A 23,476-nucleotide genomic window follows, 5' to 3' on the forward strand; every position below is an offset into this window, starting at 1 on the left:
CATATACTGGCGCCGGTCGAGGCACTGGAGGGGCTATGACGGCATCGCGGGAATCGACCGGCAGCGACGCCGTCCCGCCCGCATGGGTCCGGCGGCCGGCCAGCCTCGCCAAGGCGGTGACGGCGGAGCTCGTCGAGCGCATCGTCCGCGGCGTGCACCCGTCCGGCACGCCCCTTCCCCCCGAGCCCGTGTTGTGCGAGACCTTCTCGGTGAGCCGGACCGTCGTGCGCGAGGCCGTGAAGATCCTCCAGGAGAAGGGGCTCGTCCAGGTCCGCCAGGGCGCGGGCACCATGGTCACCCCGCCCACGATGTGGGACATGCTCGACGAGCTCGTGCTCGCCGCGACCATCGACATGGACGAGAGCCTGGGCATCCTCGACGACCTCGTCGTCACCCGCCGGCTGCTCGAGTCCGACATGGCCCACCTCGCCGCCCGCGTGGCAGGCGAGGAGACCGTCGAGCAGCTGCGCGCGCTCGTGGACCGGATGGACGACCTCGTGGACGACCACGTCACCTACGCCGACCACGACCGAGCCTTCCACGACGTGATCATGCAGGCGTCCGGCAACCGCATCGCCCGGGGCGTGGTGCGAGCGCTGGAGAGCCAGGTGATCAACACCGCCCGCTACATGGGCAAGCCGGAGCGCGCTCTGTGCGTGGCGTCCAACCAGGGCCATCGCCGGATCTACGAGCGCATCGCCGCCCACGACCCCGACGGCGCCGCCGAAGCGATGTTCACGCACATCACCGAGGCCTGGCTCGTCCGGCGCAACGCGCCGAGCGCCCCGGTGCGCCTGCAACGCTAGCGCCCGGCCGCCGTCCTCGACTGCCGCAGCGACATCACCGCCCAGGGCGCGAGCTCGACGTCGACGTTCAGCACGCCGTCGTCGGGCACGGTCAGCGTGAACCTGACGAGCGAGCCGGCGACCCGACCGCGATCGCCGCGGCCATAGAGCTCGGCGTCTCCGTCCCCGGCGAGCTGTCGGTCACCGGGTTCGACGACACGCCGCAGGCCCAGTGGACCACGCCCCGGCTCACGTCCGTCCGGCAGCCCCTGCTCGGCATGGGCCGGATGGCCGTCGAGACCGTCTTCGGCATGGCGGACGGTGTCCAGCCCGCCTCCCGGCACCTCCAGCTGGCGACGACCCTCAGCATTCACGACTCGACGGGGCCTGTCTCTCCGCTCGCTTAGCCCCAGGTCGGCAGGGGCACTGGCCGCCCTGGCCGGACCAGGGCGGCGCCACGCCCGGTCCGGCCCGCACGATCCGGTCAACGTTATACCTGATGAACGGCCGTCCGAAAAGGTCTTGTTTCTGCAATCGTGATCGCTTACCGTGACGCTGCAAACGTAACCGATAACGATTGCAACTGGTGAGGGCGGCATGGCCGAGGGTGGCGCACCGGTGACGATGAGCGATGTCGCACGATCGGCGGGCGTCTCCACCGCCACCGTGTCGCGGGTGGTCAACGGGCGTTACGGCGTCAGCGCGAGAACGATCGCGCAGGTCCGTTCGGCCATCGAGCAGCTCGGCTACGAGTCGAGCCTGGTGGCGACGAGCCTGCGGCGCAGCCGTACGAACGTCCTGGGGCTGGTGACCCACAGCTTCCAGTCCTACACGGCCGAGGTGCTCAAGGGCGTGATGGACGAGCTGAGCCAGTCGGGCTTCGACCTGATCATCTACGCCAACAGCGACCTTTACGGGTCCTATTCCGAGGGCTGGGAGCAGCGGCATCTGGCCCGCCTGGCGGGCACGCTCACGGACGGCTCCATCGTGGTCACGCCCTCGGGCGAGGTGCGGAGCGGCACTCCGGTCGTGGTCATCGATCCGGCGGTGGGCTCGACGGCGCCGTCGGTGACGGCCGACAACTTCGCCGGTGCCACCGCGGTGGCCGGGCATCTCCTCGGCCTGGGGCATCGGCGGATCGCCTTCATCGCCGGCCGCTCCAGCCTGGCCTCCGCGGTGGCGCGCGAGGAGGGCTACCGGAGGGCGCTGACCGACGCAGGCATCCCCGTCGATCCGGAGCTGATCGCGAGAGGGGACTTCACTCCCGAGTCGGCGGCGCCGCTCGCGCGGGCGCTGCTGGACAGGCAGGACCGCCCGACGGCGATCTTCGCGGCGAACGACGGCATGGCGCTGAAAACCCTGGAGGTCGCAAGAGACCTGGGGCTCGACGTTCCCGGCGACCTGTCGGTGGCCGGCTTCGACAACATCCCGGACTCCGCGCTGGCCGAGCCGGGGCTGACCACGGTGGACCAGTCGATGTACCTGCTCGGGAACGAGGCCGCGCGCATGTTGAAGTCGCTGGTGCGCGGCGATTGGGAGGGCCCCGGCCAGATCGTGCTCCCGACCCGCCTGGTGGTGCGCGGCTCGACCGCGGCGCCGAGTACTGCGTGAGAACGTGACGCCACCCACAGGTGCGGCGTCTCAGCACACCTGAACGTTCGCGGCAACGAACGGCAGGTGGGCAAGTCGAACCCCTACGGACGGAGGTGTTGACAGAACCCAACACAACCATCGCTGATCTAGGCCGGCCCGCAGGTAACCATCCGTGGCCAGGCCATCAAGGGAGTTTCTGCATGCCTTTTTTACCTTATCACGGCAGGTCGCGCCCCCAGGGCGTGCGCCGGCTCACGTCGGTGATCGCCGCCGGCGTCATGGCGATCGCGGCGGTGTTGCTCGCGCCGGGGCCGGTGGCGGCGGCCGACACACCATGGCTCACCGTCTCCGAGGACGGCTACGCGTCGTTCAGCGTCCCGGCGGCCGCCATCGAGGGCGGCGCGGGGCAGGTCGTCATCGAGGGGAACTTCGGCCCCTCTGCCGCCTGGGCGGAGTTCGGCCTGACCCGCCGGGGCGATGTCTACTCGGGGGTCCTCGGCCCGCTCAAGCCGGGCCTGTACTCCTACCAGGTCACGGCCGATGGCACCGGCCTCAAGGATCCGACGAACAGCACCAAGGTGGCGTCCAAGCCCTTCTGGAGCACCTTCTTCGTGCCGGGCGACGCGGTGCGCCCGCTGGCGGACGTGCCCGAGGGACAGGGCGGCAAGGTCGAGACCCTGACCTACCGGGCCGGGAAGCAGGAGAAGTCGGCTCTGGTGTGGACGCCGCCCGGCTACCCCGCTCCTGGCCCCAAGGCGTATCCGGTGCTGTTCCTGCAGTCCGGTGACGGTGTGAGCGCCACCGACTGGCTCGACCTCGGCCGGGCCAAGCAGATCTTCGACAATCTGTCGGCTCAGCGGGACATGGAGCCGATGGTGGTCGTGATCAGCGACGGTCACGGGTCCGCCGGCGACAAGGAGGTGAAGGATCTCCGGAAGGCGGTCGAGGACCGCTACCGCATCCACCGGGACCCCGCGCATCAGGCGATCGCCGGTGTGACCGAGGGCGGGACGCGGGCTCTGCGTGCCGCGCTGACCCGCCCGACCCATTTCGCCTACGCCGGTTCGTTCTCAGGCCTCCTGGCGGACGGCGTCGGCCGGGCGAACGCGAACACGATCAACCGCCACGTCAAGCTGCTGCGTCTGTACACGGGGAACGTGACGGATCCCGCGTACAACGCGACCAACCGCCTGACGAAGGCGCTGGACCGCGCCCACGTCACGTACGAGTTCGACGGGGTCAACCCCGACGCCGGGGCCAACTGGAACGCCTGGCAGGAGAACCTGATCGACTTCGTGCCGCGGCTGTTCCGCAAGGTGTCGGATCACGGCCCGAGCGACGGTCACGGCCGGCTGAAGGGCGAGTTCACCCCGCCGGCGCCCGGCACCACTCCGACGCCGTTCGTGGCCGAGGACGGGTTCGTCACCTTCGAGACCACCACGGACTTCCAGGACGCCCAGCAGGTCACGGTGTGGGCGAACTGGGCTCCCAACGGGAGCTGGCTGCGCATCCCGCTGTCCCGTGCGGGCGACCGCTGGCGAGCGACCGTGGGTCCGCTCGACCCGTGGTTCTACTACTACCGGCTGATGGTGGATCGGGTCGCGGTCAAGGACGCGTCGAACCCGACGAAGGTGACCTCGGAGCCGACGTGGAGCACCTTCTTCGTCCCCGGCGACAGGGCGCGCCTGCTCTCGGACGTTCCCGCCGGCAAGGGCGGCAAGGTCGAGAGCATGACGTACCGGAGCGGTGTGGCGAATGAGGACCGGACCGCGCTGGTGTGGACCCCGCCCGGCTACGACCCGGACCGCGCGGAGCCGTACCCCGTCTTCCACCTCCAGCACGGTGGCGGACAGAATTACACGGACTGGGTCGAGATGGGACGTGCGAAGCAGATCCTCGACCACCAGTTCCTCGACGGGGATCTGGTGCCGATGGTGGTCGTGATGGGCAACGGCAACGTGCCCGACTTCAACAAGGAACTGCTGGAGAACATCGTTCCGGCTGTCCGTGACCGCTACAACGTCTCCAGCGACCCGTCGCAGCAGGCCCTCGCCGGCCTCTCGATGGGAGGCGGGCAGACGTTCGGGGTGCTCAAGGCGCACCCGGGCACGTTCGCTTATGTGGCGGCGTTCTCGGCCGGCTTCGGCAGCGGCGCGGGCGTCGACGCGGAGGCGATCAACAACGGGACCACGTTGTTGCGCCTGTACGTCGGCGACCAGACCGACTTCGTGTACCCGTCGTTCACGACGTCCCTGGCCACCCTGGACGACCTCGGCATCCGCTACGAGTTCGACGGGGTCACCCCGGGGCCGCACGGTTGGGACGTGTGGCAGAAGAACCTCATCGACCTGGCGCCACGCCTGTTCAAGCGCTAGGGGGCCTTCCCGGGCGCTGTCGGACATCGATGATGTTAGCGCTCACACAAGGGCGACACGATCGGGCGGGGCACAGGTCGCGTCACCTGTGCCCCGTCCCGGTCGGTCGCTCGATCACAGCGGCAGCGCAGGAACCTCCGTGCGCTGCGATCCAGAGGGAAACATGCCAATGAAGAAGAAAACGCTCCTTGTCGCGGCAGCCATGCTCGCCGCCGCGACCGCGCTCGCCTCCTGCTCCTCCAGCGAGCAAGGAGGCGGGAGCGACGCGAGCGGAAACGACGCGAGCAACTGCACGAACACGATCCCCAAGAAGGACCTTCCGGTCGTGACGATGTGGGGCTGGTATCCCAACATGCAACTCGTCGTCGACAACTTCAACAAGCAGAACGGCGAGGTGCAGGTCTGCTGGACCAACGTCGGCCAGGGCAGTGACGAGTACGACAAGTTCCAGACGTCCATCTCGGCGGGCACGGGCGCACCCGACGTGATCATGATCGAGATGGACCGGATCCCGACCTTCCAGATCCAGAACGCGCTCGTGGACATCAAGAAGTACGGCTTCGACGGCGTCAAGGCCGACTACAGCGAGGGCGCGTGGAAGGACGTCTCGGTCGGTGACGCGGTCTACGGCGTTCCGGTCGACGGCGGCCCGATGGCGATGATCTACCGCAAGGACATCTTCGACAAGTACGACATCAAGCCGCCGAAGACGTGGGCCGAGTACGAGCAGGCGGCGCAGAAGATGAAGGACGCGGGTGGCCCGCAGTTCGGTGACTTCGCCGCGAACGTGTCCGCCCTCACGATGGCGCTGCAGATCCAGAAGGGCGCCGTGCCGTTCACCTACGATCCGGCGCAGCAGAGCACGATCGGCATCGCGCTGAACGACCAGGGCTCCAAGGACGTGCTCGACTACTGGGCGGGCCTCGCGCGCAAGGGGCTGGTCGGGACGCAGGACCAGTTCACGCCCGAGTACATCTCCGGAGTGATCAACGGGAAGTACGCGACGTACATCTCGGCGGCCTGGGCGCCCGGCTACCTCACCGGCGCCGGCGTCGGCAAGGGCGAGGACACCGGCAAGTTCGCGGTGGCCCCGCTGCCGCAGTGGGATGCCGACAACCCCGTGCAGGTGAACTGGGGCGGGTCGGCCTTCTCCGTGACGAGCCAGGCGAAGAACCCCGAACTCGCGGCGAAGGTGGCGTACGGCCTCTACGCCGACAAGGAGTCGCTCACCCACGGCTGGACCAACCAGATCATCTTCCCGCTGAACCTCAAAGCGCTCAACGACCCCGAGTTCGTGAACCTGAAGGTGGACTTCTTCGACGGCCAGCAGGCGAACAAGGAGGTCTACGTCCCCGCGGCGAACGCCTACAAGGGTGTCACCTACAGCCCGTTCGGCCAGTACTACTTCGACGCCATGACCAAGCAGGTCAGCGCGCTCATCAAGGGCTCCGACACCGGCGCGCAGGCGGCCGACCGGCTGCAGGAGGACGTGGTGGGCTACGCCCAGGAACAAGGTTTCACCGTCAAGTGACGAGCAGGGTGGGCCGCGCCCGTCTTCGGCCGGCCCACCCGTGATCTGCCAGCACCGACATTCCGGAGCCCAACGTGACCATTCTGATCGAGAAGAGCACACCACCCACCCAGGAGAGGACACGCAGAACCCGCGGCACGGTTCGCCTCCGCGAGCATCTGATGGGGTGGCTCTTCGTCGGGCCATTCGGAATCGTCTTCCTCGCCCTGCTCATCGCGCCGCTCGGGTACGCGTTGTACCTCAGTCTCTTTCAGAAGAAGCTGATCGGCGGCACCAGCTTCGTCTTCCTCGACAACTACGTGAAGGCGTTCAGCGACCCGAGCTTCCTGTCGGGGTCGTGGTTCGTCATCCGCTTCTCGCTGGTCTCCATTCCGCTGCAGATCATCATCGCCCTCGCGATGGCCCTGATCCTCGATGCGGTGACCTCCCTGTTCACCCGCTTCTCCCGCCTCATGATCTTTCTCCCCTACGCGATTCCCACGGTCATCGGGGCCGTCATGTGGGGGTTCCTGTACAGCAGGAGCTTCGGGCCGTTCTCCGACATCTTCGGGTTGTTCGGCGCCACCCCGCCTGACTTCCTCAGCAGCAATCTGATCTTCTACGGTCTGGTCAACGTCGTGACCTGGCAGTGGGCCGGCTACTACATGATCATCCTGTATGCGGCGCTCCAGGGCATCGACCCGGCACTCTATGAGGCCGCCCGCATGGACGGCGCCGGCAAGTGGCAGATCGCCCTGCGGATCAAAATCCCGCTGATCGCCCCAGCGCTGATCCTGATCCTGGTCTTCTCGCTCATCGGCACCCTGCAGTTCTTCAACGAACCACAGATTCTGCGGTCGCTCGCGGCCGGCACCATCGGGCCGGACTTCACCCCCAACATGTACGCCTACCAGCAGGCGTTCTCACTCGCGAACTTCAACTACGGATCGGCGATCTCCTTCGCTCTCGGCGGGATCGTGTTCGTCGGCGTCTACGCCTTTCTGTTCTTCACCCGCAAGCGAAGGAGCTTCCTGTGACGAATGCCCCCTCCCGCGCCGGCGCCCGCCGCCGGCCACAACGCCATCTCCCCCTGCAGGTGCTCCTCGGCTTTCTGGTCGTGTACTTTCTCGTGCCGTTCTGGTGGGTCATCGTCAACAGCTCCAAAGACGCCCCCGGCCTGTTCGGCGGCGGCAACACCCTGTGGTTCGCCACCGAGATCGACTACGTCGGCAATCTCCAGCAGCTGTTCACCTACGACAACGGGATCTACGGCAGGTGGATCCTGAACTCCACGTTGTACGCCGTCGCGGGCGGGATCGGCGCCACGATCCTGGCCGTCATGGCCGGCTACGGATTCGCCAAATACCGATTCGCCGCCAGACGCTTCAGCTTCGCACTCGTGCTCGGCGCGCTGATGGTGCCCGCGACGGCCCTGGTGATTCCGACCTTCATGATGTTCTCCCAGCTCGGACTGACGAACACGATCTGGGCGGTGATCCTCCCCTCGCTTCTCAACCCCTTCGGGGTCTATCTGATGCACGTGTACGCGCGCGACGCGGTTCCCGACGAGATCCTGGACGCGGCGCGGGCCGATGGCGCGGGTGAGATACGAACGTTCCTCCAGGTCGCGTTCCCGCTGATGCGGCCTGCGGTGGTCACCGTGCTGCTCCTGTCCGCCGTGGCATCCTGGAACAACTACTTCCTGCCCCTGGCCATGCTCTCCGACAACCGCCTTTTCCCCGTCACCGTCGGACTCGGCCTCTGGCAGGGGATCGCCTCGGCGAACAACGCGGGCAGCACCTCCCTCTGGAGCCTCATCATCATGGGCGCGCTCGTGTCGGTCATCCCCCTCGTCATCGCCTTCTTCACTCTTCAACGACACTGGCGCGGAGGGCTGTCCGTCGGTGGCCTGAGATGAGCCGCGGCACATGCGCCGTCGCGTCAGGCGCGATGTGCGGCGGCAAGGCGCCCGGCCCGGGTCCGTGGACGGCGCGGATTCACCGGAGGGTCGCCTCGGCGAGGAACTGGGCGAAGCGTTGCGGCGTGCCGGCGCGGGCCAGCATCGCGCGCTGCCTGTCGGCACCCGTACCGTGAAGGACGAGGCAGCGGAGCAGGCCGGCGATCGGCTCGGGCTCGGGCAGGCGGTTCAGGACGGCATCCGCCAGATGGTGGTGCGGCGCCAGGAATCCGGTGTACGGATCGACGGCGTGCGCGGCCAGGCCGTGCCGGGCGGCGGCGCGCAGGTCGGCGGTGATCCGCCGGCCGCTGATGACCTTGACCGGCACGCCGCGTCGCTCGTCGTCGATCGCCAACGCGACCAGGGCCCGTGCCAGTCCGGCGACCAGAACGGTGTCATCGACCGTGAGGCAGACGTCCATGATGCGCACCTCCACCGTGGGGTAGCGCGGTGACAGGCGAGCGTGGAAGTAGACACCCCGCTCGTCCAGCGCATCCCCCCGGAGGATCAGGCGGCGTACGGTGGCGTCATAGGCGGCCGCGGATCGCCACACCCGGGGAGGCACCGCCGAGGGCCTGCGGGTCCACCAGGGGTAGCGACTGCTTGCCCAACCGGTGTCGCAGCCGTCGGCGATGGGAGAGTTGACGCTGAGCGCCAGCAGCGTGGCGAGGTACGGCCGCAACCGCGCCAGGACCCGCACGCCCAGTTCCCGTGAGGGCACGCCGACGTGCACATGGCACCCGCAGGTGCCGGGGCCGGCGGCCAGGAAACCGTAGCGGGCCATCAGCTGCAGGTAGCGGGGATCGGCCGTGACCGGGCACGGGCCGGGGCCAGGCTGCGGTGGTATGCCGGTGGCGACCAGATGGCAGTCCAGTTCCGCCGCCGCGCGGGCGGCCAGCCGTCGACTCCGCGCCAGCTCCTTCCCCACCTGGCCCAGATCCGTGCACACGCCGGTGACGGTCTCCAGCTGGTAGCGCAGGAATTCATGCTTGACCAGCGGCTCGCCGCCGAGCAGGGCCAGGATCGCGGGCGCCCGGTCGGCCGGACGCCCGTCGGAGCGGTCCAGCAGGACGAACTCCTCCTCCACGCCCAGAGTCAGGGTGGGGCTTCCGCCGTGCTCCGCACGGGCGGATGAGAGATCCGTTCTCATGAGCGGCCCCCTGAAGCGCAAGCCACTTCGCGGCAGATGATCACTCACGTGGTTGTCCGACCCGGCTCGGCCTCCGTCGCAGATGTGAGCCGGCACCGGTTCACTACCCTCGTCTCGAAGGCTCTTGCCCGCAGACGCCACGGTACTCACCCGGCGCCGAGGCGATTTCCCGGTTCGTGCGGCCGGGGCCGCTCAGCCGCGGCGTTCCACCGGTCCGGACGACTCGCGGATCACCAGCTCGGTGGGCAGGCGGATCGCCTCGCCCTCGCGTGGTGACCGTGCGGCGAGCTGCTCGATCAGGAGCTCCACCGCGAGCCGGCCGGCGTGCGAGCCGGGCCCGGCCAGGGTGCTCAACGAGGGATGGACGAAGTCGGCGGCGAAGATGTCGTCGAACCCGATCACGCTGACGTCGGCCGGGACGCGGACACCACGCTGGGCGAGGCGCCGGATGATGCCGATCGCCAGGAGGTCGTTGTGAGCTATGACCGCCGTCGCATCGGTGCGCAGCGCTCCGTCGGCGGCGGCCCCGCCGCCCGCGACGTTGGGGGCGTACGGACCGATCCGGTGGGCCGTCAGACCCTGCGCTCCGGCCTCGGCGCCCAGTGCCGCCCAGCGCGTCGCGCCCATCCAGGAGCTGGGAGGCCCGGCGCAGTAGGTGAGGCTCCGGTGCCCGAGCGAGGCCAGGTGCTCCAGGATCTGCTGGCAGCCGGTGACGGTGTCGAACGTCACGCTGGTCAACCCGGGCAGCTCTCGGTTGAACAGGACGATCCGGTGCAGTTTGGCGAGGTCACGCAGGACCTCGTCGCCGAGCCGGCTGGAGGCCAGCACGAACCCGTCCACGCCGGTGGCCAGGCCGCGGATCTGGTTCTCCTCGATGCGCCGGGACTCCTCGGCGTTGACGATCACCAGAGTGGCGTCGGACGCCCGCGCGCGCTGTTCGGCGCCGCGGATCAGCTCGAAGAAGTGGGGATTGGTGATGTCGGACAGCACCAGGGCGATGGTGCGGTGGCGCAGACCCGCAAGAGCGCGGTTCTGCGGCCTGTGCTGATAGCCGAGCTGCGCGGCGGCCGCGACGATCCGCTGTCGCGTCGCCTCGTTGACCCGGCCGGGGTTGTTGAACGCCCGGGAGACCGTCGACGCTGCCACGCCGGCGGCTTGCGCGACGTCGAAGATGGTGGGCTGCACGAACGCATCTAGCCACGAATATGGAAATTCTGGCAACACCTTGCAGAAATTGTCGCGTCGTACCTACGTTGCGATCATGCCGGCCACACGGTGACGTGTCGGGCGAGAGGAGCGAGGGATGTCGCAGCCCGGGCGAAGAGGTCAAGCTGTGCAGCACGAGCAGCGCACGATCGGCAGTCGGGTCAGGCGGTGGTCCGCGGTCGTGACGACCGGCGCCATGCTGGCCGTGTCACTGACGTCGGTGGGGGTGACGCCGGCACAGGCGGCATCGACCGACTTCACCATCTTCGACGGCCGCACGACCGCGCCGATCCTCATCGACCCGTCCTATGGCGGCGATCACGCCGATCGGGACTACGGACAGGTGCGTCGCGCGGTCCAGGATTTACGCCAGGACGTCGCCATGGTGACCGGGGCGATCGACCCCGGCGAGGTGCAGAGCCTGTTCGTCGACGACGAGCCGGCCAAGGAAGCGCGGCTGGCGAAGGCCGACCGCAGGAAGACGCCGGCCCTGCTGACCGAGGCCGCGGGCCAGAAGACCGCGATCATCGTCGGCCAGCTCGGTCAGAGCCGGCTGATCGACGAGATCGTCGAAGCCGGCAAGTTCGACGAGGCCGCCGGGATCGAGGGCAGGTGGGAGGCGTACGCGGCCAAGACCGTCAAGAACCCGGTCCCCGGGGTCGGCAAGGCCCTGGTGATCGCGGGCAGCGACGCCCGCGGGACGATCTACGGGATCTACTCCGTCTCCGAGGAGATCGGGGTCTCGCCGTGGTACTGGTACGCCGACGTACCGGTCAGGCAGCGCGACGACATCAAGGTCAAGGGCAAGGCCAGGGTCGACGACGGGCCGGACGTCAAATACCGCGGAATCTTCGTCAACGACGAGGAACGCACCGTCGCGTGGGCGAAGAAGAAGTTCCCCACCGGCAAGGGCACGCCTGAGGTCAACTACTACCGGCACGTCTTCGAGCTGATGTTGCGGCTCAGGCTGAACACGCTCTGGCCGGCGATGCACCTGGCCTCGACGGCGTTCAACGCGGTCACCGACACCGGGACGTACGACAACGGAACACCGGTCAACGCGCGCGAGGCGGCGGCGTTCGGCATCGTCGCGTCCTCCTCCCACGCGGAGCTGATGCTGCGCAACAACGAGGGCGAATGGCGACAGTGGTACGACCGCAACAAGGACGCGTGGGACATCAAGGGCCCGGACGCCGTGGCGGCCTTCGACTATTCGATCAACAAGCCCGCGATCCTGGAGTACTGGCGCCAGCGCGTGGTCGCCAACGCCGGCTTCGAGAACATCCTCGCCCTGGGCATCCGCGGCGTGCACGACAGCGATCCGGTGTTCACGCCCGGTAACCCGTACGGGTTCAAGGACAAGATCGAGATGTTGGCCGACGTCATCCGCGAGCAGCGCCGGCTGATCGCGGAGATCTACGGCAGAGCCGACGCCGTGCCCCAGGTGTTCATCCCCTACAAGGAGATGAACGATCTCTACAACGCCGGGCTGAAGGACCACATCCCCGGCGACGTGACCCTGATGTGGGCCGAGGACAACCATGGTTACCTGCGCCAGGTGCCCACGCGGACAGAAGCGGCCCGGTCCGGCGGGAACGGCGTCTACTACCACATCTCCTACTGGGGCGAGCCGAAGAGCTACCTGTGGCTGAACTCGACGCCCATGTCCCTCATGGTGCAGCAACTGCACCGGGCGTGGAACTCCGGTGCGGGACGCTACTGGATCCTCAACGTCGGGGACATCAAGCCCGGCGAGATCAAGCTCGACCTGTTCGCCAAGCTCGCGTGGCACGTCGAGGGCTACGACGACACGAACATCGGCAAGAAGTTCCTCACCGAGCACGTGCAGAGGGACTTCCGGCTGAGGGGCGGCGACGCGGCCGCGGTCGTCGACGCGCTGGAAAGGTTCGACGTGCTCGAGAACACCAAGCGCGCCGAGTCCTGGGGGGAGGTCAACTCCTCCAACGCGAACTCGGGAAGGATCCACAACGGTCAGGTCTTCCCCTTCAGCGCCACCTCGGACGGGGACGAGCTCCAGCGCTACATCAACGAGTCCAACGAACTGGTGGCGGTTCTCGAGCGCGTTTCCGCGAAGCTCGACCCCCGCTATCGCTCCACGTTCTACCAGCAGGTGCTCCACCGAGTCCGGTCCTACCGCAACATGGCCGAGCAGATCGGCTACTACTGGAAGAACCAGCTCGCCGCCGCCCAGGGCCGTTACGCCAGCGCGGGAAGTTACGAGCTGCTCTCGAAGCAGGCCCGTCAGCGCGTCTTCACCGACGAGGACCACTGGAACACGATCAGCGACGGCAAGTGGGACGACGCCATCGGCCACAGCCATCCCGAAGGCTTCCCGAACGAGGGCGCCGTCATGCTCACCAACGACCGGTATGCCCGGGTGGCCACACCGGCCGACGCGGTGGGCGCCGCCGCCGAGGGGAGCAAGGAGCCCGGCCGCGGCACGCTGACGTTCAACTCGGCCGCGCCCGACGACAAACGCTTCTTCGACGTGTTCTCCCGGGACGACGTGGCCGACCCGCAGGAGTGGGTCGCCGAGGCGGACGCTCCGTGGATCATCCTTTCCCGGCGCTCGGGCAAGACCGCGACAGAACAGCGCGTCACGGTGACGGTCGCCAAGAAGAACCCGGCCACGACGGGGACGATCCGGGTCTTCAACGCCGTCGACGGCGTCAAGGCCGGCGACCCGGTCGCGACGTTCACGGTCAAGGCGGAGCGGGCAGCCGTGGATCTGCGCCGTGCCGCCGAGCCGGCGCACCTGGAGGCCGGCGGACACGTGACCATCGAGGCCGAGCACTTCTCCGAGAACGTGCCCGGCGCCGACGGCAGCCGCTGGGCGCCACTCCAGGGCGTGGGCCAGCGCGGGGCATCGATGGGCAGCTTCCCGGAGATCGCGCCCCGGGTCGACTCGGGCTTCGAGACGACCGCCCGCCTGAGATACCGGGTCCACTTCACCTCCACCGGGAAGTTCACCGGGACCTTCTACCGCATTCCGACGCTGAACGAGGGCACGGACGACGACGGCACGCCGCGAACCGCACGCACGGCGATCGGGCTCGACAAGCAGGCCCCCAGCCTGCTGCGCGGCAACTCCGTCGCCGGTACGAGCACCAGCCCCTGGGGATTCAACATCATGCATGCCATCGAACCCCTGCGGTTCACCGTAGACGTGACCACACCGGGCTGGCACGACCTCGTGGTCTACCGCTCGGACGCGGCGATCCTCTTCGACCGGATCATCATCGAGACCCGCGCCGGCGCGGCCGGTGACGGCCTGGTCGGCCCGCCCGAGAGCCCGAACAACATCGCCGCTCCCCAGAAGGCCACCGTGGCGCCTCTTCCGCCCGCGATGCCGGAGCTCCACCGGCTGCCCGCCATCCAGACGTCGGTGGGCGAGACGAGCACGGTCGACGGCGTGCGGGACGTGGAGGCCGCGGGGTCCGACAACACGACCGCCGCGTCGGTCGCCGTGGAGGACGGCCGCATCCGGGTCACCGGGCACAGGGTGGGGACGGCCGAGCTCTCCATCACCGCCGGTGGCGGGCAGGCCTGGGTGGCGCCGGTCACGGTGGGCAGGGCCGAGGGCTCGCCGACCGGCCCGTACGAGGAGCGGGACGGCCTGGCGGTCATCGACGCGGCCGACGCGCTCGAGAAGAGTGCCGCCGCCCACGCCACCGACAGCAACAACGGGACGCACACCTGGGCGCTGGCCCGTAACGGCCTCCAGGTCGTCCCGCCGGCCGACGCCGGCGCCAAGGCGAACTGGCTGGCGACCACCGCGGCCCAGGCCGAGGCGTTGTTCGAGGCCGGCCCGGCAGAGAAGGTCAACGGAAGCTCCGCGGCAGGCGCACCACCGCGGCTCGACTTCACCGTCGACATCCGGACCGGTGGCACGTACTACCTGTTCGCCAACACGAGCAACCCGAACCCCGACGCCGACTCCTACCACGTGCTCGTCGACGGGCAGTGGAGATACCACTCGAGCAAGTCCGGGCCGGAGACCGGGTTCGAGACCTGGTACGGCAGCACGAGCGTCGCCGCCGCCGCGCTGGCGCTCGAGCCGGGCGAGCACACGATCTCGCTGGCGCCTCGTGAGGCGGGGCTGGTGCTCAACCAGATCGTGCTGACCACGGACGACACCCCCGGCCTGACCGGCTTCCAGGACCCCAGCAGCCGGGGAGCGAGCGCGTCGTCGCAGGCGAAGGTGGGATGAGCACCTTCGCCTGGCTTCTTGCCGGACCCCAGCGCGCCGTGCAAGGCCGTGATCTCATCCCATACTTCAGTTGACATATCGGACTTGCAAAATGCAAGCTTACTGTTCGCAGGGGTTGCGGGCGGCACATGGACCTGTCATGTGCCGACATAACCCCACAGAATGGAGAACCTCATGTCCTTCCAGGCGTATCTGGACAACATTGAAGGCAAGACCGGGCTGACGCCACGGGAGTTCATCGCCCTGGCGAAGGGGCGCGGCTTCGACGACCCGTCCGTGAAAGCCGGTGCGATCATCGACTGGCTCAAGGAGGACTACGGCCTCGGACGTGGGCACGCGATGGCCCTGGTGCACGTGATCAAGAAGGGTCCGCAGATCGACGCCAAACACGTCGGCAGCTCGGGCTCCCATCGCGACGAGTCCGACACGCTGTGGCTCGACGGCAAGGACAACCGGCCCTGACCAGCCAGCCCCTGACCAGCCGGCCAACCTGAAGAAGGACTGGATCGCACGAGAGTCTGGTCGAAGGACGGCAGGGTCACGTGACCTTCTCTCGCGGCGCCCTCGGGCCAGATGACGGTCACGGGGAAATCGCGAGCAATTGTCATGAAGGCTGGGCGGCAGGGGCGCGGAGCTCGCGGTATGCCTCGCGCAGTTCGGCGGCCACGGGTGCGCGTCTTGTTTCCAAACCTCTGACCACCTCGGCTGCCCGCCAGTAGTTGGACGGAACGAGGAGTCCGCTGGTCATCGCGGTGAGAGTCAGGTGTCCAGCCTCGTCGGGCTGGTCGGCGGCCAGGAGCGCGAGCGCCAGGTCGAGCCGCGCGGCCACCGCCCTGCGTGGCCGTGGCGGGCCGTCTGTCGTCGACTCCAGCCGGGCGAGCACTCCTCGGGAGTACGGCTCGGCCGATGGATCACCGAGCCAGCACAAGGTGGTCGCGATATAGGCGTCGGACTTGGCGGGATCGTACCGGAAGTGGTGTTCGGGCCGGTCTGGGACATGCAGAGGCGCGACGAGCCGCATCACCCGGTTCAGCGTCTCGTGGGTCTCCCGGGCCTCGCCGAGGCGTGCACAAGCCCGGCCCTCCTGCGCGGTCGCCTGGATGTACGCCGAACTTCCGCTGGGCGCGACTCGTTGCGCTGCCAGGGCAAAGGTCAGGGCTCGACCGAAGTCGCCTTCTGTGAGGACCTGCCACGCCTCCGTCTCCAGACACCAGGCGGCGATCTCGCGATGCTCTGTTTCCTTGGCGAGCTGGGCAGCCGTCCGAAGCCGCGCGGCGGCGGCCGGAAACCAGCGCAGGTCGATGAGGCAGGTCGCGGCGAGGAGAGAGAGCCAGCCGCCGGCCACCAGGAGCCGCCGATGCTCGGTGAGCGTCTTCTTGGAGTCCAGGAGTTGGGAGACGTAGTAGAGGTGACGGCGCACCCGCACCAGCAACTCGCGGGGCGGAGTCTCGGGGTAGGCCACGGCCAGGTCATCGACCGCCAGTTCCAGCCGTTCGAGTGTCTCCCGCCCGACCTCGGTGGCGGCGGCGCGGCGAGCCAGTTCCAGAGCGTCCCACTCGTCGTCACCGGCGAACCCGAGGGTTCCATGGTTGTGCTCGAACAACTCGTCCTCGGTGAGGTCGAAGGCGCGGGCGTACAGGAGGCGGTAGGGGTCGTCGGGCTGGTTGTGCCCGGCCTCGTACGCCTTGATCCGGCGCACGATGCTCTCCCGGGAAGGGAGCCGGGCTCGTACGTCGTCGTCGGCGGCCTCGACCAGGCGTCGGGCCATGTCCTTCTGGCTCCAGAACCGATTGCGCCGCTCGGCGCGCAGCCGTACGGCCCATGCCGGAAGTTCGGTCACCATCGTGAGCACCTCGCTGTCAGACGTGGGGGCGTCGTGGTCGTGCTGTCGGGACCGGAGAGGCGCGGTCAGCCGGTCCCGGCTCATGCCGGTTGTTACTGAGTTTCGAGCAGATCCAGCTTGCGCTTGAGGTCGTTCCCATTGCTGTAGGGCCAGCGTCGGGGGTGTTCGCGTTGCAGGCGTCCAATGACTATCCCCGGAGCGATGCCGATCTCCTCGGCGAAGGCTCGCACCGCCGCCTTCGAAGTCAGTCCAGCCAGTCGGGAAGCGTGCTGAGGAGGTATGAGGGTGTCCGCTGAGAACCGGTCCGCTTCCAGCTCTTTCGGGTCTTCGGTGTCGGTTCTCCCCGCTATTTCGATACGCATCTCGTCGTCACCGTTGAGAACATGGTGGATCTCGTGGAAGAAGCTGAACCAGAGCTGATCGTCGGTGCGGTAGCGCTGGCTGAGCTGGATTACGCGCTTGGTTCCGATCTTGCGCGTGACACCGCTCACGCGCGCACCCTTGACTTCCTCGGTGAAGACGACGGCGACCCCGCTGGCGGAGCAGATCTTCTGCAGCCGCGGCCGGAACTCCTGGGCAGGCAGCACGGTAAGGGCCCGCAGCTCAGGGAGCGAGGCCCGAAGAGCGGTCGCGTCGTACGAGCCGCACAGCATCTCCTGCGCCTCGATCTCGCCGAGGCGCAGCCACGTGGCCAAGGGGCCGAGCTTCGAGTCCTGGACCTTCGACTTTCTGAACGCGTACGCCGCCGGTTGCTCGTACAGGTCTCGCCACACATCGACCGAGGCGACGGAGAAGAACGCGAGAAGCTGATCGATACGCGAAATCTTGTCGCTCGGCCCTTCGGGGAGGATCTTGCGCTTCACCAGCTCGGACACCGGAAGTTCCTTGAGCCATCCGACGTGTTGCTCCAGGTCTCTGGCGGAGCGCAGCCGTGCCCGTGTGGACTGGTAGTCCGCCTCAAGCCGGTTCCAAAGCTTCGCCGGCGTCCCGACTACTCGTTCCAGCGATTCCGCCACCTCGGGGGTGAGGCGTACGAGTCCGTGGATCAACTGGTTGACATGCTTCGGGGACAAACCGACCCGCTCGGCCAGCTCACGCTGAGTCATCCCCTTCTCTTCGAGAAGCTCCCGCAGGGTTTCCCCCGGCGGCACCGCGTAGTCGAGATCTCCAGCCGCGTACAGCGTGCGCGTGGTCTTGGCCCTGGCCATTGCTCTCCCTCCTCACGGTGTTGTACCGCTTGTCGTTCAGCCCGCTGGTGCCGGCGTCAGTGGTAGTCCACGATCTCGATGAGCACGACCGAAGTGATGGCCGTCCAATCGAGCGAGCCCTGATCGTCCGCGATCCACTCCTCAGGTTCGAAAATGAGCCGGTAGTTGGCGTCGATCCGGACAGACAGCTGGCCCTTACGGTCTCCTGTCAGCTCCTCACACCGGCCGCCGAGATGACGCACTTCATCGAGCGTCTCGGCCTGCTGGAAGTGCTGAATGCGCCTCGCCAAGGCGACGGCCCGGTCATGACCGAAGTGTCGGCGCCGCTCCTTGTCGGACTCACACCTCTTCCTGAACTTCGCATCCTCGTAGTACACCTCCAACCTACCCGCGCCTCCCACCTGCGAGATTTACCTAGTAGGTAAAGATGGCATCACAGTAACGGAAGCGCCATGGGTTTGCACACAGGAAGTGTCTGATTAATCACTCTAGGTGAAGTATGAGAAGGAAATTCTCGGCGGAGGCCGCAAGTAACTTGTCATCAGTCGGCACAGTCGTACGGCCCATGTCGGCAGTTCGGTCACCATCGTGAGCACCTCGCTCTCAGGCCTGGGAGACGTTCTGACCACCCTTGGTGTCCCCCGATCACACCTGTGATCGAAGAATTACTCGCTGTTGTAATCGGAGGTGACGTGATCGAAGCCGGGGTCCGTAGGCGCTGGAACCGCCGTACGGACCCCTTGATCAGGATGGTGGTCCTGACCCATGACACACGATAGGGCTGTAGCCGTCGCAAGTCCGGTGTTCGCCGGGTGGCGCATCATGCGCAGCGACGCCGGGCGGTTCTGGGCGACCCGCGAGCGACCGTTCCCCCGGGCCGTCGAGGACGCGGGCGCGCACCGGACGGTTGACGCCGACGACCTGGTGGGGTTGTGCCAGGCCATCGCGGACCAGGAGGGCATCGCCGAGCGGAAGTGCCGGATCGTACGGACAACGCGGTGACCGCGTTCGCCGTCGATCTCGCTCCGCCTGATGTCCTCACGGACGAGGACTGCCCGGGGATTTCACCGCATCGGGCCGTGCCGCGCTCCGGGTGTACGGCGCTGCGGTGGATCGAGCAGGGTCTCGGGCCCGGCCGGGTCGTCGCGTACACCTGCTCTTGCCAGATGACCGCCTACGAGCTGGTCGCCTGCGGCGGCGTCTACCAGATCCGCCGCCGGACCCTTCCCCGCCAGGGCGTGCCGCCCGTGTCCTGGACCGCTGAGTGGTGGCGCCGTGGGGAAGCGCAAGAGTGGTGGCGCCGTCTGCTCGCCGGCCAGGCCCGATGAGCCGCCATCCGAACACGTCTTTCGTATACTCACCGTAAGAGCTCAGTGCCTTTGCGCTACTCAAGCTACGGGCGGATATCGATCACACTCGCCGCCATGTCGACCATCGATGCAGCTCGTGGGACATCTAGTACTACCTGGCAATATGGACATATCTTCGAGCGGCATGGGCATCTGCAGTACCATAAGACACGCATTCGAACATTTGTTTGGAGAGTAGGATGCGGATCACTGAAGAGCAGTCACGACTGCTCGCGATATGCATGGTCAAAGGCGTTAGCTGGTACCTCATCGCGCGAGAGGCTCAACGTCCCAACGGCTTGGCGCGCCTGTGGTCGGGCGACATCATCGAGTCCTCCCCTGAGGCGACCAAAGCCAGAGCCCTCATCGCCAACAGCGCCCAGGAGCTCAATCGTTACGTCGACTCTGCCGTCAAGCAGGCCGAACTCGCGGCCGACAGCGGGGCTCGACTCGTCACTGTCCTGGACAAGGAGTACCCCGCCACCCTCCGGTTGATCTTCAATCTCCCACCGTTCCTGTTCGTCCGGGGCGAGCTGCGCGAAGAGGACCTGCGCAGCGTGGCCGTCGTCGGCACCCGCCAGGCGAGCGATGATGGACTACGCCGGGCACGCCGGATGTCCGCCCTGCTCACCGAACGTCAGGTCACCGTCGTGTCCGGCCTCGCCCGAGGCGTTGACACCGCGGCGCATACTGCGGCGCTCGATACCGGCGGCAGGACGATCGCGGTCGTGGGGACAGGCATCCTGCGCTGCTACCCGGCCGAGAACCGCGCCCTGGCCGACCGGATCGCCGAGAACGGGGCCGTGGTCTCCCAGTTCTGGCCGGAAGCCAACGGCGCGACCTATACCTTTCCCCGCCGCAATGTCACCATGTCCGGCATCGCGCAAGGCACGGTGGTGATCGAAGCCGCGAGCACGTCCGGGGCGAAGATGCAGGCGCGGCTGGCGCTGGAGCATGGCAAAAGGGTGTTCCTGCTACGTAGCCTCACCGAGGCTCAACCGTGGGCACAGGAGTATGTCAAGACGCGCGGGGCGCTCATGGTGGAGGACGTGGACGATGTCGTGAAGAGCCTGTCCAGCCCGGATCGCATCCAAGCGGTCAACGAGTCCCGCGCTCAACTGACCCTCGACTTCGAAGATCTGAACCTGGAGGAGCCGTCGCCCGGGGCGCTGTGGTGACCAAACCAGGGCGGTTGGCCTACGGCGACGGCCCACCCCCCGCCGGGTTCGGCAGTTGCGGCGAATGCCCCTACTTGCAAGCGGGGCACGTCCGCATCTGCCACGAGTGCGCAATCGGAGAGCTTGCAGCCGCCGAACGAACCCAACTGCCGGATCTGCCGCCAAGCGTTGCGGAGTGGCGAGCTCACCTGCTCCAACAGGCTCTGCAGCGACCCACAACGTGCTTTCGAGTGGACGGCCGTCGTCGGGGTCAAGGCCGGCACCCTGGAGCAGGGGGTTCTCCGACTGAAGCGCGGGGCATACGGCTGGGGGATGATCTTCGCACGGATCATCTTGGGCCACCTCTACACCCACCCCGAACTCGTCGACGAGGTGGACGCCATCATCCCGATGCCCGCCTATCTTGGGCCACACCAGGCACGCAAAGGCAATGATCACACTGGGTACGTCATCGAACGGGCGATCCTCGAAGACGATGAGAATCTCCCATTCGTGCTGGATCCGCCGCTCATCGAGAAGACGCGAGCCACTCCCCGCATGCGAGACACGACCTCGCTTATTGAGCGTCAGATCGCGTCGCATGAGCTGTACGCCGCGCTACATGTGCCGGACCCGGCCCGCGTGCGAGGCCGACGCGTCATGGTCTACGACGACGTCTTCACCGCCGGCAGTAGCCTCAACGCGGTGGCCATGCGGCTCAAGGCGAGCGGCGCGGTGCACGTGTACGGGCTCACTCTGGCTCGCGCTCAGTGGCGCTGAACGCCGGCGAAGCCGCGGGGAGAGCGGCCGGCCCGCCCCGCCGGTCGGGGGGTCGAGCCCGGCCGGCGGGGCCACGGGTGGCCTGGCGTACGCCCAGGGGTTCAGGTCGCCGGCCCGTAGGTCCCGCCCGCACGCCCCCTTCCGGGCGGGACGGCAGGCGGTCACATCGGCGGGATTGTCGGTGGCGGAGGATACGGTTGAGCGGTGGAACTCTCCCCCCAGCAGGTGCTCCGCCTGCGGATGTCCAGCCTGCTGCTCCGAGCGTCGCCCGGCGATGCCAGGCGGGCGACGAGCGTGGCCGAGGTGGTGAGCTGGCTCGGGGCGATGCAGGCGCAAGACCTGGCCAGCGGTCTGTGGTCGTTCGGCGTGCGCCTGCCCGGACTCACCGCCGCCGACGTCACCGCCGCTCTGGAGCGGCGTGAGGCGCTGCGCACGTGGCCGATGCGCGGCACCATCCATTTCGTCCCGTCCCGCGACGCCCGCTGGATGGTCGAGCTCATGGGCGTCCGGGTGCTGAACGGCGCGGCGAGGCGGCGCGAATACCTCGGTCTCTCGGAGGAGACCGCCGTTCAGGCCATGGAGGTGCTGGGCGCGGCCCTGGCCGGCGGCGGGCGGCTGAGCCGGTCGGAGTGCCTGGCCGTGCTGGCCGACAAGGGCATCGACACCGGTGGGCAGCGCGGCTACCACCTGCTGTGGTACGCCAGCCAGCGGGGCCTGCTGTGCATCGCCCCCAACATCGGCAACGAGCAGAGCTTCGTCCTGCTCGACGAGTGGGTTCCCGACCCGCACCGGCCGGAGCGCGACGAGGCGCTGGGCACCATCGCCCTGCGCTACTTCCGCGGCCGCGGGCCGGCCACCCGGCACGACTTCGCGGGATGGACCGGCCTGACCGCGGCCGACGCCAAACGCGGCATCGCCGTGGCCGGAGAAGCGCTGGCCAGGGTTACCGTCCACGGGGTGGAGACGCACCTCGACGCCGCGCTCCTCGACACCGCCCCTCTCCCAGCCGGAGACGACGAGGTGCTCGTGCTGCCCGGGTTCGACGAATACCTGCTGGGCTACAAAGACCGCTCACTCATGGTCGCCGACGAGCACAAGGCAGCCATCATCCCCGGGAACAACGGTGTCTTCCAGTCCACGGTGGTACGCGCCGGCCGGGTCGTGGCCACCTGGAAACGCACCCTCACGAAGAGCCGGGTGCGGATCGCCGTGCAGCCGCTCGTACCACTCCACAGAAGCGAACGGGCGGAGGTTGAGCGGGCGTTCGAGCAGTACACGCGGTTCGTGGAACGCACCCCGGAGGTGCGCTGGCCGTGACCCGGCGTTACGCCGACGGGGTGGCCAAGGGCCTTCAGGCCTGGTCGTTGATCTTTTCCAGTTCGGCGACGTCCTCATCGCTGAGCGCGAGTCCGGCGCCGATGGCGTTCTCCCGCAGGTGCCGCACGGAGGAGGTCCCCGGGATCAGCAGGATGTTCGGCGAGCGCTGCAGCAGCCACGCCAGCGCGACGGAGATCGGTGTGGCGTTCAGTCGGGCCGCCACTGCGGAAAGCGCCTCGGACTGGAGCGGGCTGAAGCCGCCGAGCGGGAAGAAGGGTACGTACGCGATCTTCTCGGCGGCGAGCCGGTCGATGAGCTCGTCGTCGTGGCGGAAGGCGAGATTGTACATGTTCTGCACGCTCACGATCGGCGCGATCGCCTGGGCTTCGGCGACCTGTTCCGCTGTCGCGTTGCTCACGCCGAGGTGCCGGATCAGGCCCTGCTGCCGCAGCTCGACGAGCGTTTCGAGGGCGCGGGAAAGCGAGCCCGCCTGGGGCCCCTCGGCGTTGCCGAGGCGCAGGTGGACCAGGTCCAGCGTGTCGAGCCCGAGGCCGTCGAGGTTCGCGTCGATCGCGCGGCGCAGCTGGTCGGGCTCACGAGCCGGCGGCCATCCGCCCTGCTCGTCACGGGTCGCGCCGACCTTCGTGACCACGTGCAGCGAGCCGGGGTACGGGTGCAGCGCTTCGCGGATGAGCTCGTTGGTGACGCGGGGGCCGTAGGCGTCGGCGGTGTCGATGTGGGTGATGCCGAGGTCGACGGCCTCGCGGAGGACGGCGAGGGCCTCGTCGCGATCCGCGGGCGGGCCCATCACCCCGGGCCCGGCGAGCTGCATGGCGCCGTAGCCGAATCGGGTGACGGTCAGGTCGCCCAGGGTCCAGGTGCCGCCGGGTAGGGAGTCAGAGGTCGTGCTCACGTTCTGGCCTTTCGTAGGAGGGGGAGACGCTCGCCGTCCGGGCGTTTCCCGGCACCACATGGTGCTGGTGAGGAGGCGACGCCGTCCAAGACCGGTTCGATC

Annotated in this window: 20 protein-coding genes; 14 read left to right on the forward strand and 6 right to left on the reverse strand. The window is 68.0% G+C overall.

Going from position 1 to position 23,476, the window contains the following annotated elements; genetic code table 11:
• Positions 1–35 precede the first annotated feature (35 nt).
• From ABGB14_RS11230 to ABGB14_RS11260, 7 genes are all read left to right on the forward strand, one after another.
• Entirely contained in the window at positions 36–806 is a 771-nt protein-coding gene (locus ABGB14_RS11230) for a FadR/GntR family transcriptional regulator (protein ID WP_347643532.1), read from the forward strand.
• A 173-nt stretch (positions 807–979) separates the two neighbouring features.
• Positions 980–1,192 carry a substrate-binding domain-containing protein gene (locus tag ABGB14_RS11235; protein ID WP_347643830.1) on the forward strand — a complete coding sequence of 71 codons (213 nt, stop codon included), beginning with the start codon at positions 980–982 and terminating at the stop codon, positions 1,190–1,192.
• Between the two features lie 217 nt (positions 1,193–1,409).
• The gene (locus tag ABGB14_RS11240; RefSeq protein WP_347643831.1) at positions 1,410–2,396 is read left to right on the forward strand and encodes a LacI family DNA-binding transcriptional regulator; all 987 of its coding nucleotides are present in this window, start codon (positions 1,410–1,412) and stop codon (positions 2,394–2,396) included.
• Positions 2,397–2,578: 182 nt separating this feature from the next.
• Positions 2,579–4,753, forward strand: a complete 2,175-nt coding sequence (locus ABGB14_RS11245; RefSeq protein ID WP_347643533.1) for an alpha/beta hydrolase-fold protein — start codon at positions 2,579–2,581, stop codon at positions 4,751–4,753.
• 169 nt (positions 4,754–4,922) lie between these two features.
• Complete coding sequence (locus ABGB14_RS11250) at positions 4,923–6,284, forward strand: extracellular solute-binding protein (RefSeq protein ID WP_347643534.1); 1,362 nt, start codon at positions 4,923–4,925, stop codon at positions 6,282–6,284.
• A gap of 74 nt (positions 6,285–6,358) precedes the next feature.
• Positions 6,359–7,300 (forward strand): sugar ABC transporter permease, encoded by a 942-nt coding sequence (locus ABGB14_RS11255; protein WP_347643535.1) that lies wholly within the window; start codon positions 6,359–6,361, stop codon positions 7,298–7,300.
• Positions 7,297–8,181, forward strand: coding sequence for a carbohydrate ABC transporter permease (locus ABGB14_RS11260; RefSeq protein ID WP_347643536.1), 885 nt, complete (start codon positions 7,297–7,299; stop codon positions 8,179–8,181). The genes ABGB14_RS11255 and ABGB14_RS11260 overlap by 4 nt, the downstream gene beginning before the upstream one ends.
• A 79-nt stretch (positions 8,182–8,260) precedes the next feature.
• Here the strand turns inward: ABGB14_RS11260 and ABGB14_RS11265 are convergent, their stop codons facing one another.
• Positions 8,261–9,370: a YbdK family carboxylate-amine ligase gene (locus ABGB14_RS11265; protein WP_347643537.1), complete on the reverse strand. Its 1,110-nt coding sequence runs from the start codon at positions 9,368–9,370 to the stop codon at positions 8,261–8,263.
• A 192-nt stretch (positions 9,371–9,562) separates the two neighbouring features.
• Positions 9,563–10,555 carry a LacI family DNA-binding transcriptional regulator gene (locus ABGB14_RS11270; RefSeq protein WP_347643538.1) on the reverse strand — a complete coding sequence of 331 codons (993 nt, stop codon included), beginning with the start codon at positions 10,553–10,555 and terminating at the stop codon, positions 9,563–9,565.
• Between the two features lie 148 nt (positions 10,556–10,703).
• Here ABGB14_RS11270 and ABGB14_RS11275 point away from each other — a divergent pair, with 148 nt between their 5' ends.
• Both ABGB14_RS11275 and ABGB14_RS11280 read left to right on the forward strand, forming a co-directional pair.
• Complete coding sequence (locus tag ABGB14_RS11275; RefSeq protein WP_347643539.1) at positions 10,704–14,807, forward strand: glycosyl hydrolase 115 family protein; 4,104 nt, start codon at positions 10,704–10,706, stop codon at positions 14,805–14,807.
• 174 nt (positions 14,808–14,981) lie between these two features.
• Entirely contained in the window at positions 14,982–15,269 is a 288-nt protein-coding gene (locus ABGB14_RS11280; RefSeq protein WP_347643540.1) for a DUF4287 domain-containing protein, read from the forward strand.
• Positions 15,270–15,411: 142 nt separating this feature from the next.
• Here ABGB14_RS11280 and ABGB14_RS11285 read toward each other — a convergent pair whose 3' ends face one another.
• The 3 genes from ABGB14_RS11285 to ABGB14_RS11295 form a co-directional block, all read right to left on the reverse strand.
• Positions 15,412–16,650: a helix-turn-helix transcriptional regulator gene (locus ABGB14_RS11285; protein ID WP_347643541.1), complete on the reverse strand. Its 1,239-nt coding sequence runs from the start codon at positions 16,648–16,650 to the stop codon at positions 15,412–15,414.
• Positions 16,651–16,742: 92 nt separating this feature from the next.
• Entirely contained in the window at positions 16,743–17,858 is a 1,116-nt protein-coding gene (locus tag ABGB14_RS11290) for a helix-turn-helix domain-containing protein (protein WP_347643542.1), read from the reverse strand.
• Positions 17,859–17,914: 56 nt separating this feature from the next.
• On the reverse strand, positions 17,915–18,235 hold the full coding sequence (locus ABGB14_RS11295) for a type II toxin-antitoxin system RelE/ParE family toxin (RefSeq protein ID WP_347643832.1): 321 nt from the start codon (positions 18,233–18,235) through the stop codon (positions 17,915–17,917).
• 445 nt (positions 18,236–18,680) lie between these two features.
• On the opposite strand from ABGB14_RS11295, the gene ABGB14_RS11300 reads away from it, so the two are divergent.
• From ABGB14_RS11300 to ABGB14_RS11320, 5 genes are all read left to right on the forward strand, one after another.
• Complete coding sequence (locus ABGB14_RS11300) at positions 18,681–18,860, forward strand: hypothetical protein (RefSeq protein WP_347643543.1); 180 nt, start codon at positions 18,681–18,683, stop codon at positions 18,858–18,860.
• Entirely contained in the window at positions 18,857–19,186 is a 330-nt protein-coding gene (locus tag ABGB14_RS11305) for a hypothetical protein (RefSeq protein WP_347643544.1), read from the forward strand. Before ABGB14_RS11300 ends, ABGB14_RS11305 begins: the two co-directional genes overlap by 4 nt.
• Before the next feature lie 221 nt (positions 19,187–19,407).
• Positions 19,408–20,385 (forward strand): DNA-processing protein DprA, encoded by a 978-nt coding sequence (dprA, locus tag ABGB14_RS11310; RefSeq protein ID WP_347643545.1) that lies wholly within the window; start codon positions 19,408–19,410, stop codon positions 20,383–20,385.
• A 312-nt stretch (positions 20,386–20,697) separates the two neighbouring features.
• Positions 20,698–21,144 (forward strand): hypothetical protein, encoded by a 447-nt coding sequence (locus ABGB14_RS11315; RefSeq protein ID WP_347643546.1) that lies wholly within the window; start codon positions 20,698–20,700, stop codon positions 21,142–21,144.
• A gap of 204 nt (positions 21,145–21,348) precedes the next feature.
• Positions 21,349–22,461, forward strand: a complete 1,113-nt coding sequence (locus ABGB14_RS11320; protein WP_347643547.1) for a winged helix DNA-binding domain-containing protein — start codon at positions 21,349–21,351, stop codon at positions 22,459–22,461.
• A 34-nt stretch (positions 22,462–22,495) separates the two neighbouring features.
• On the opposite strand, the gene ABGB14_RS11325 is transcribed toward ABGB14_RS11320, so the two are convergent.
• A complete protein-coding gene (locus tag ABGB14_RS11325; RefSeq protein ID WP_347643548.1) occupies positions 22,496–23,374 on the reverse strand; it encodes an aldo/keto reductase family oxidoreductase in 879 nt (292 codons plus the stop codon).
• Positions 23,375–23,476 lie beyond the last annotated feature (102 nt).

The organism is Nonomuraea sp. B10E15 (assembly GCF_039871615.1).
Lineage (GTDB): Bacteria > Actinomycetota > Actinomycetes > Streptosporangiales > Streptosporangiaceae > Nonomuraea.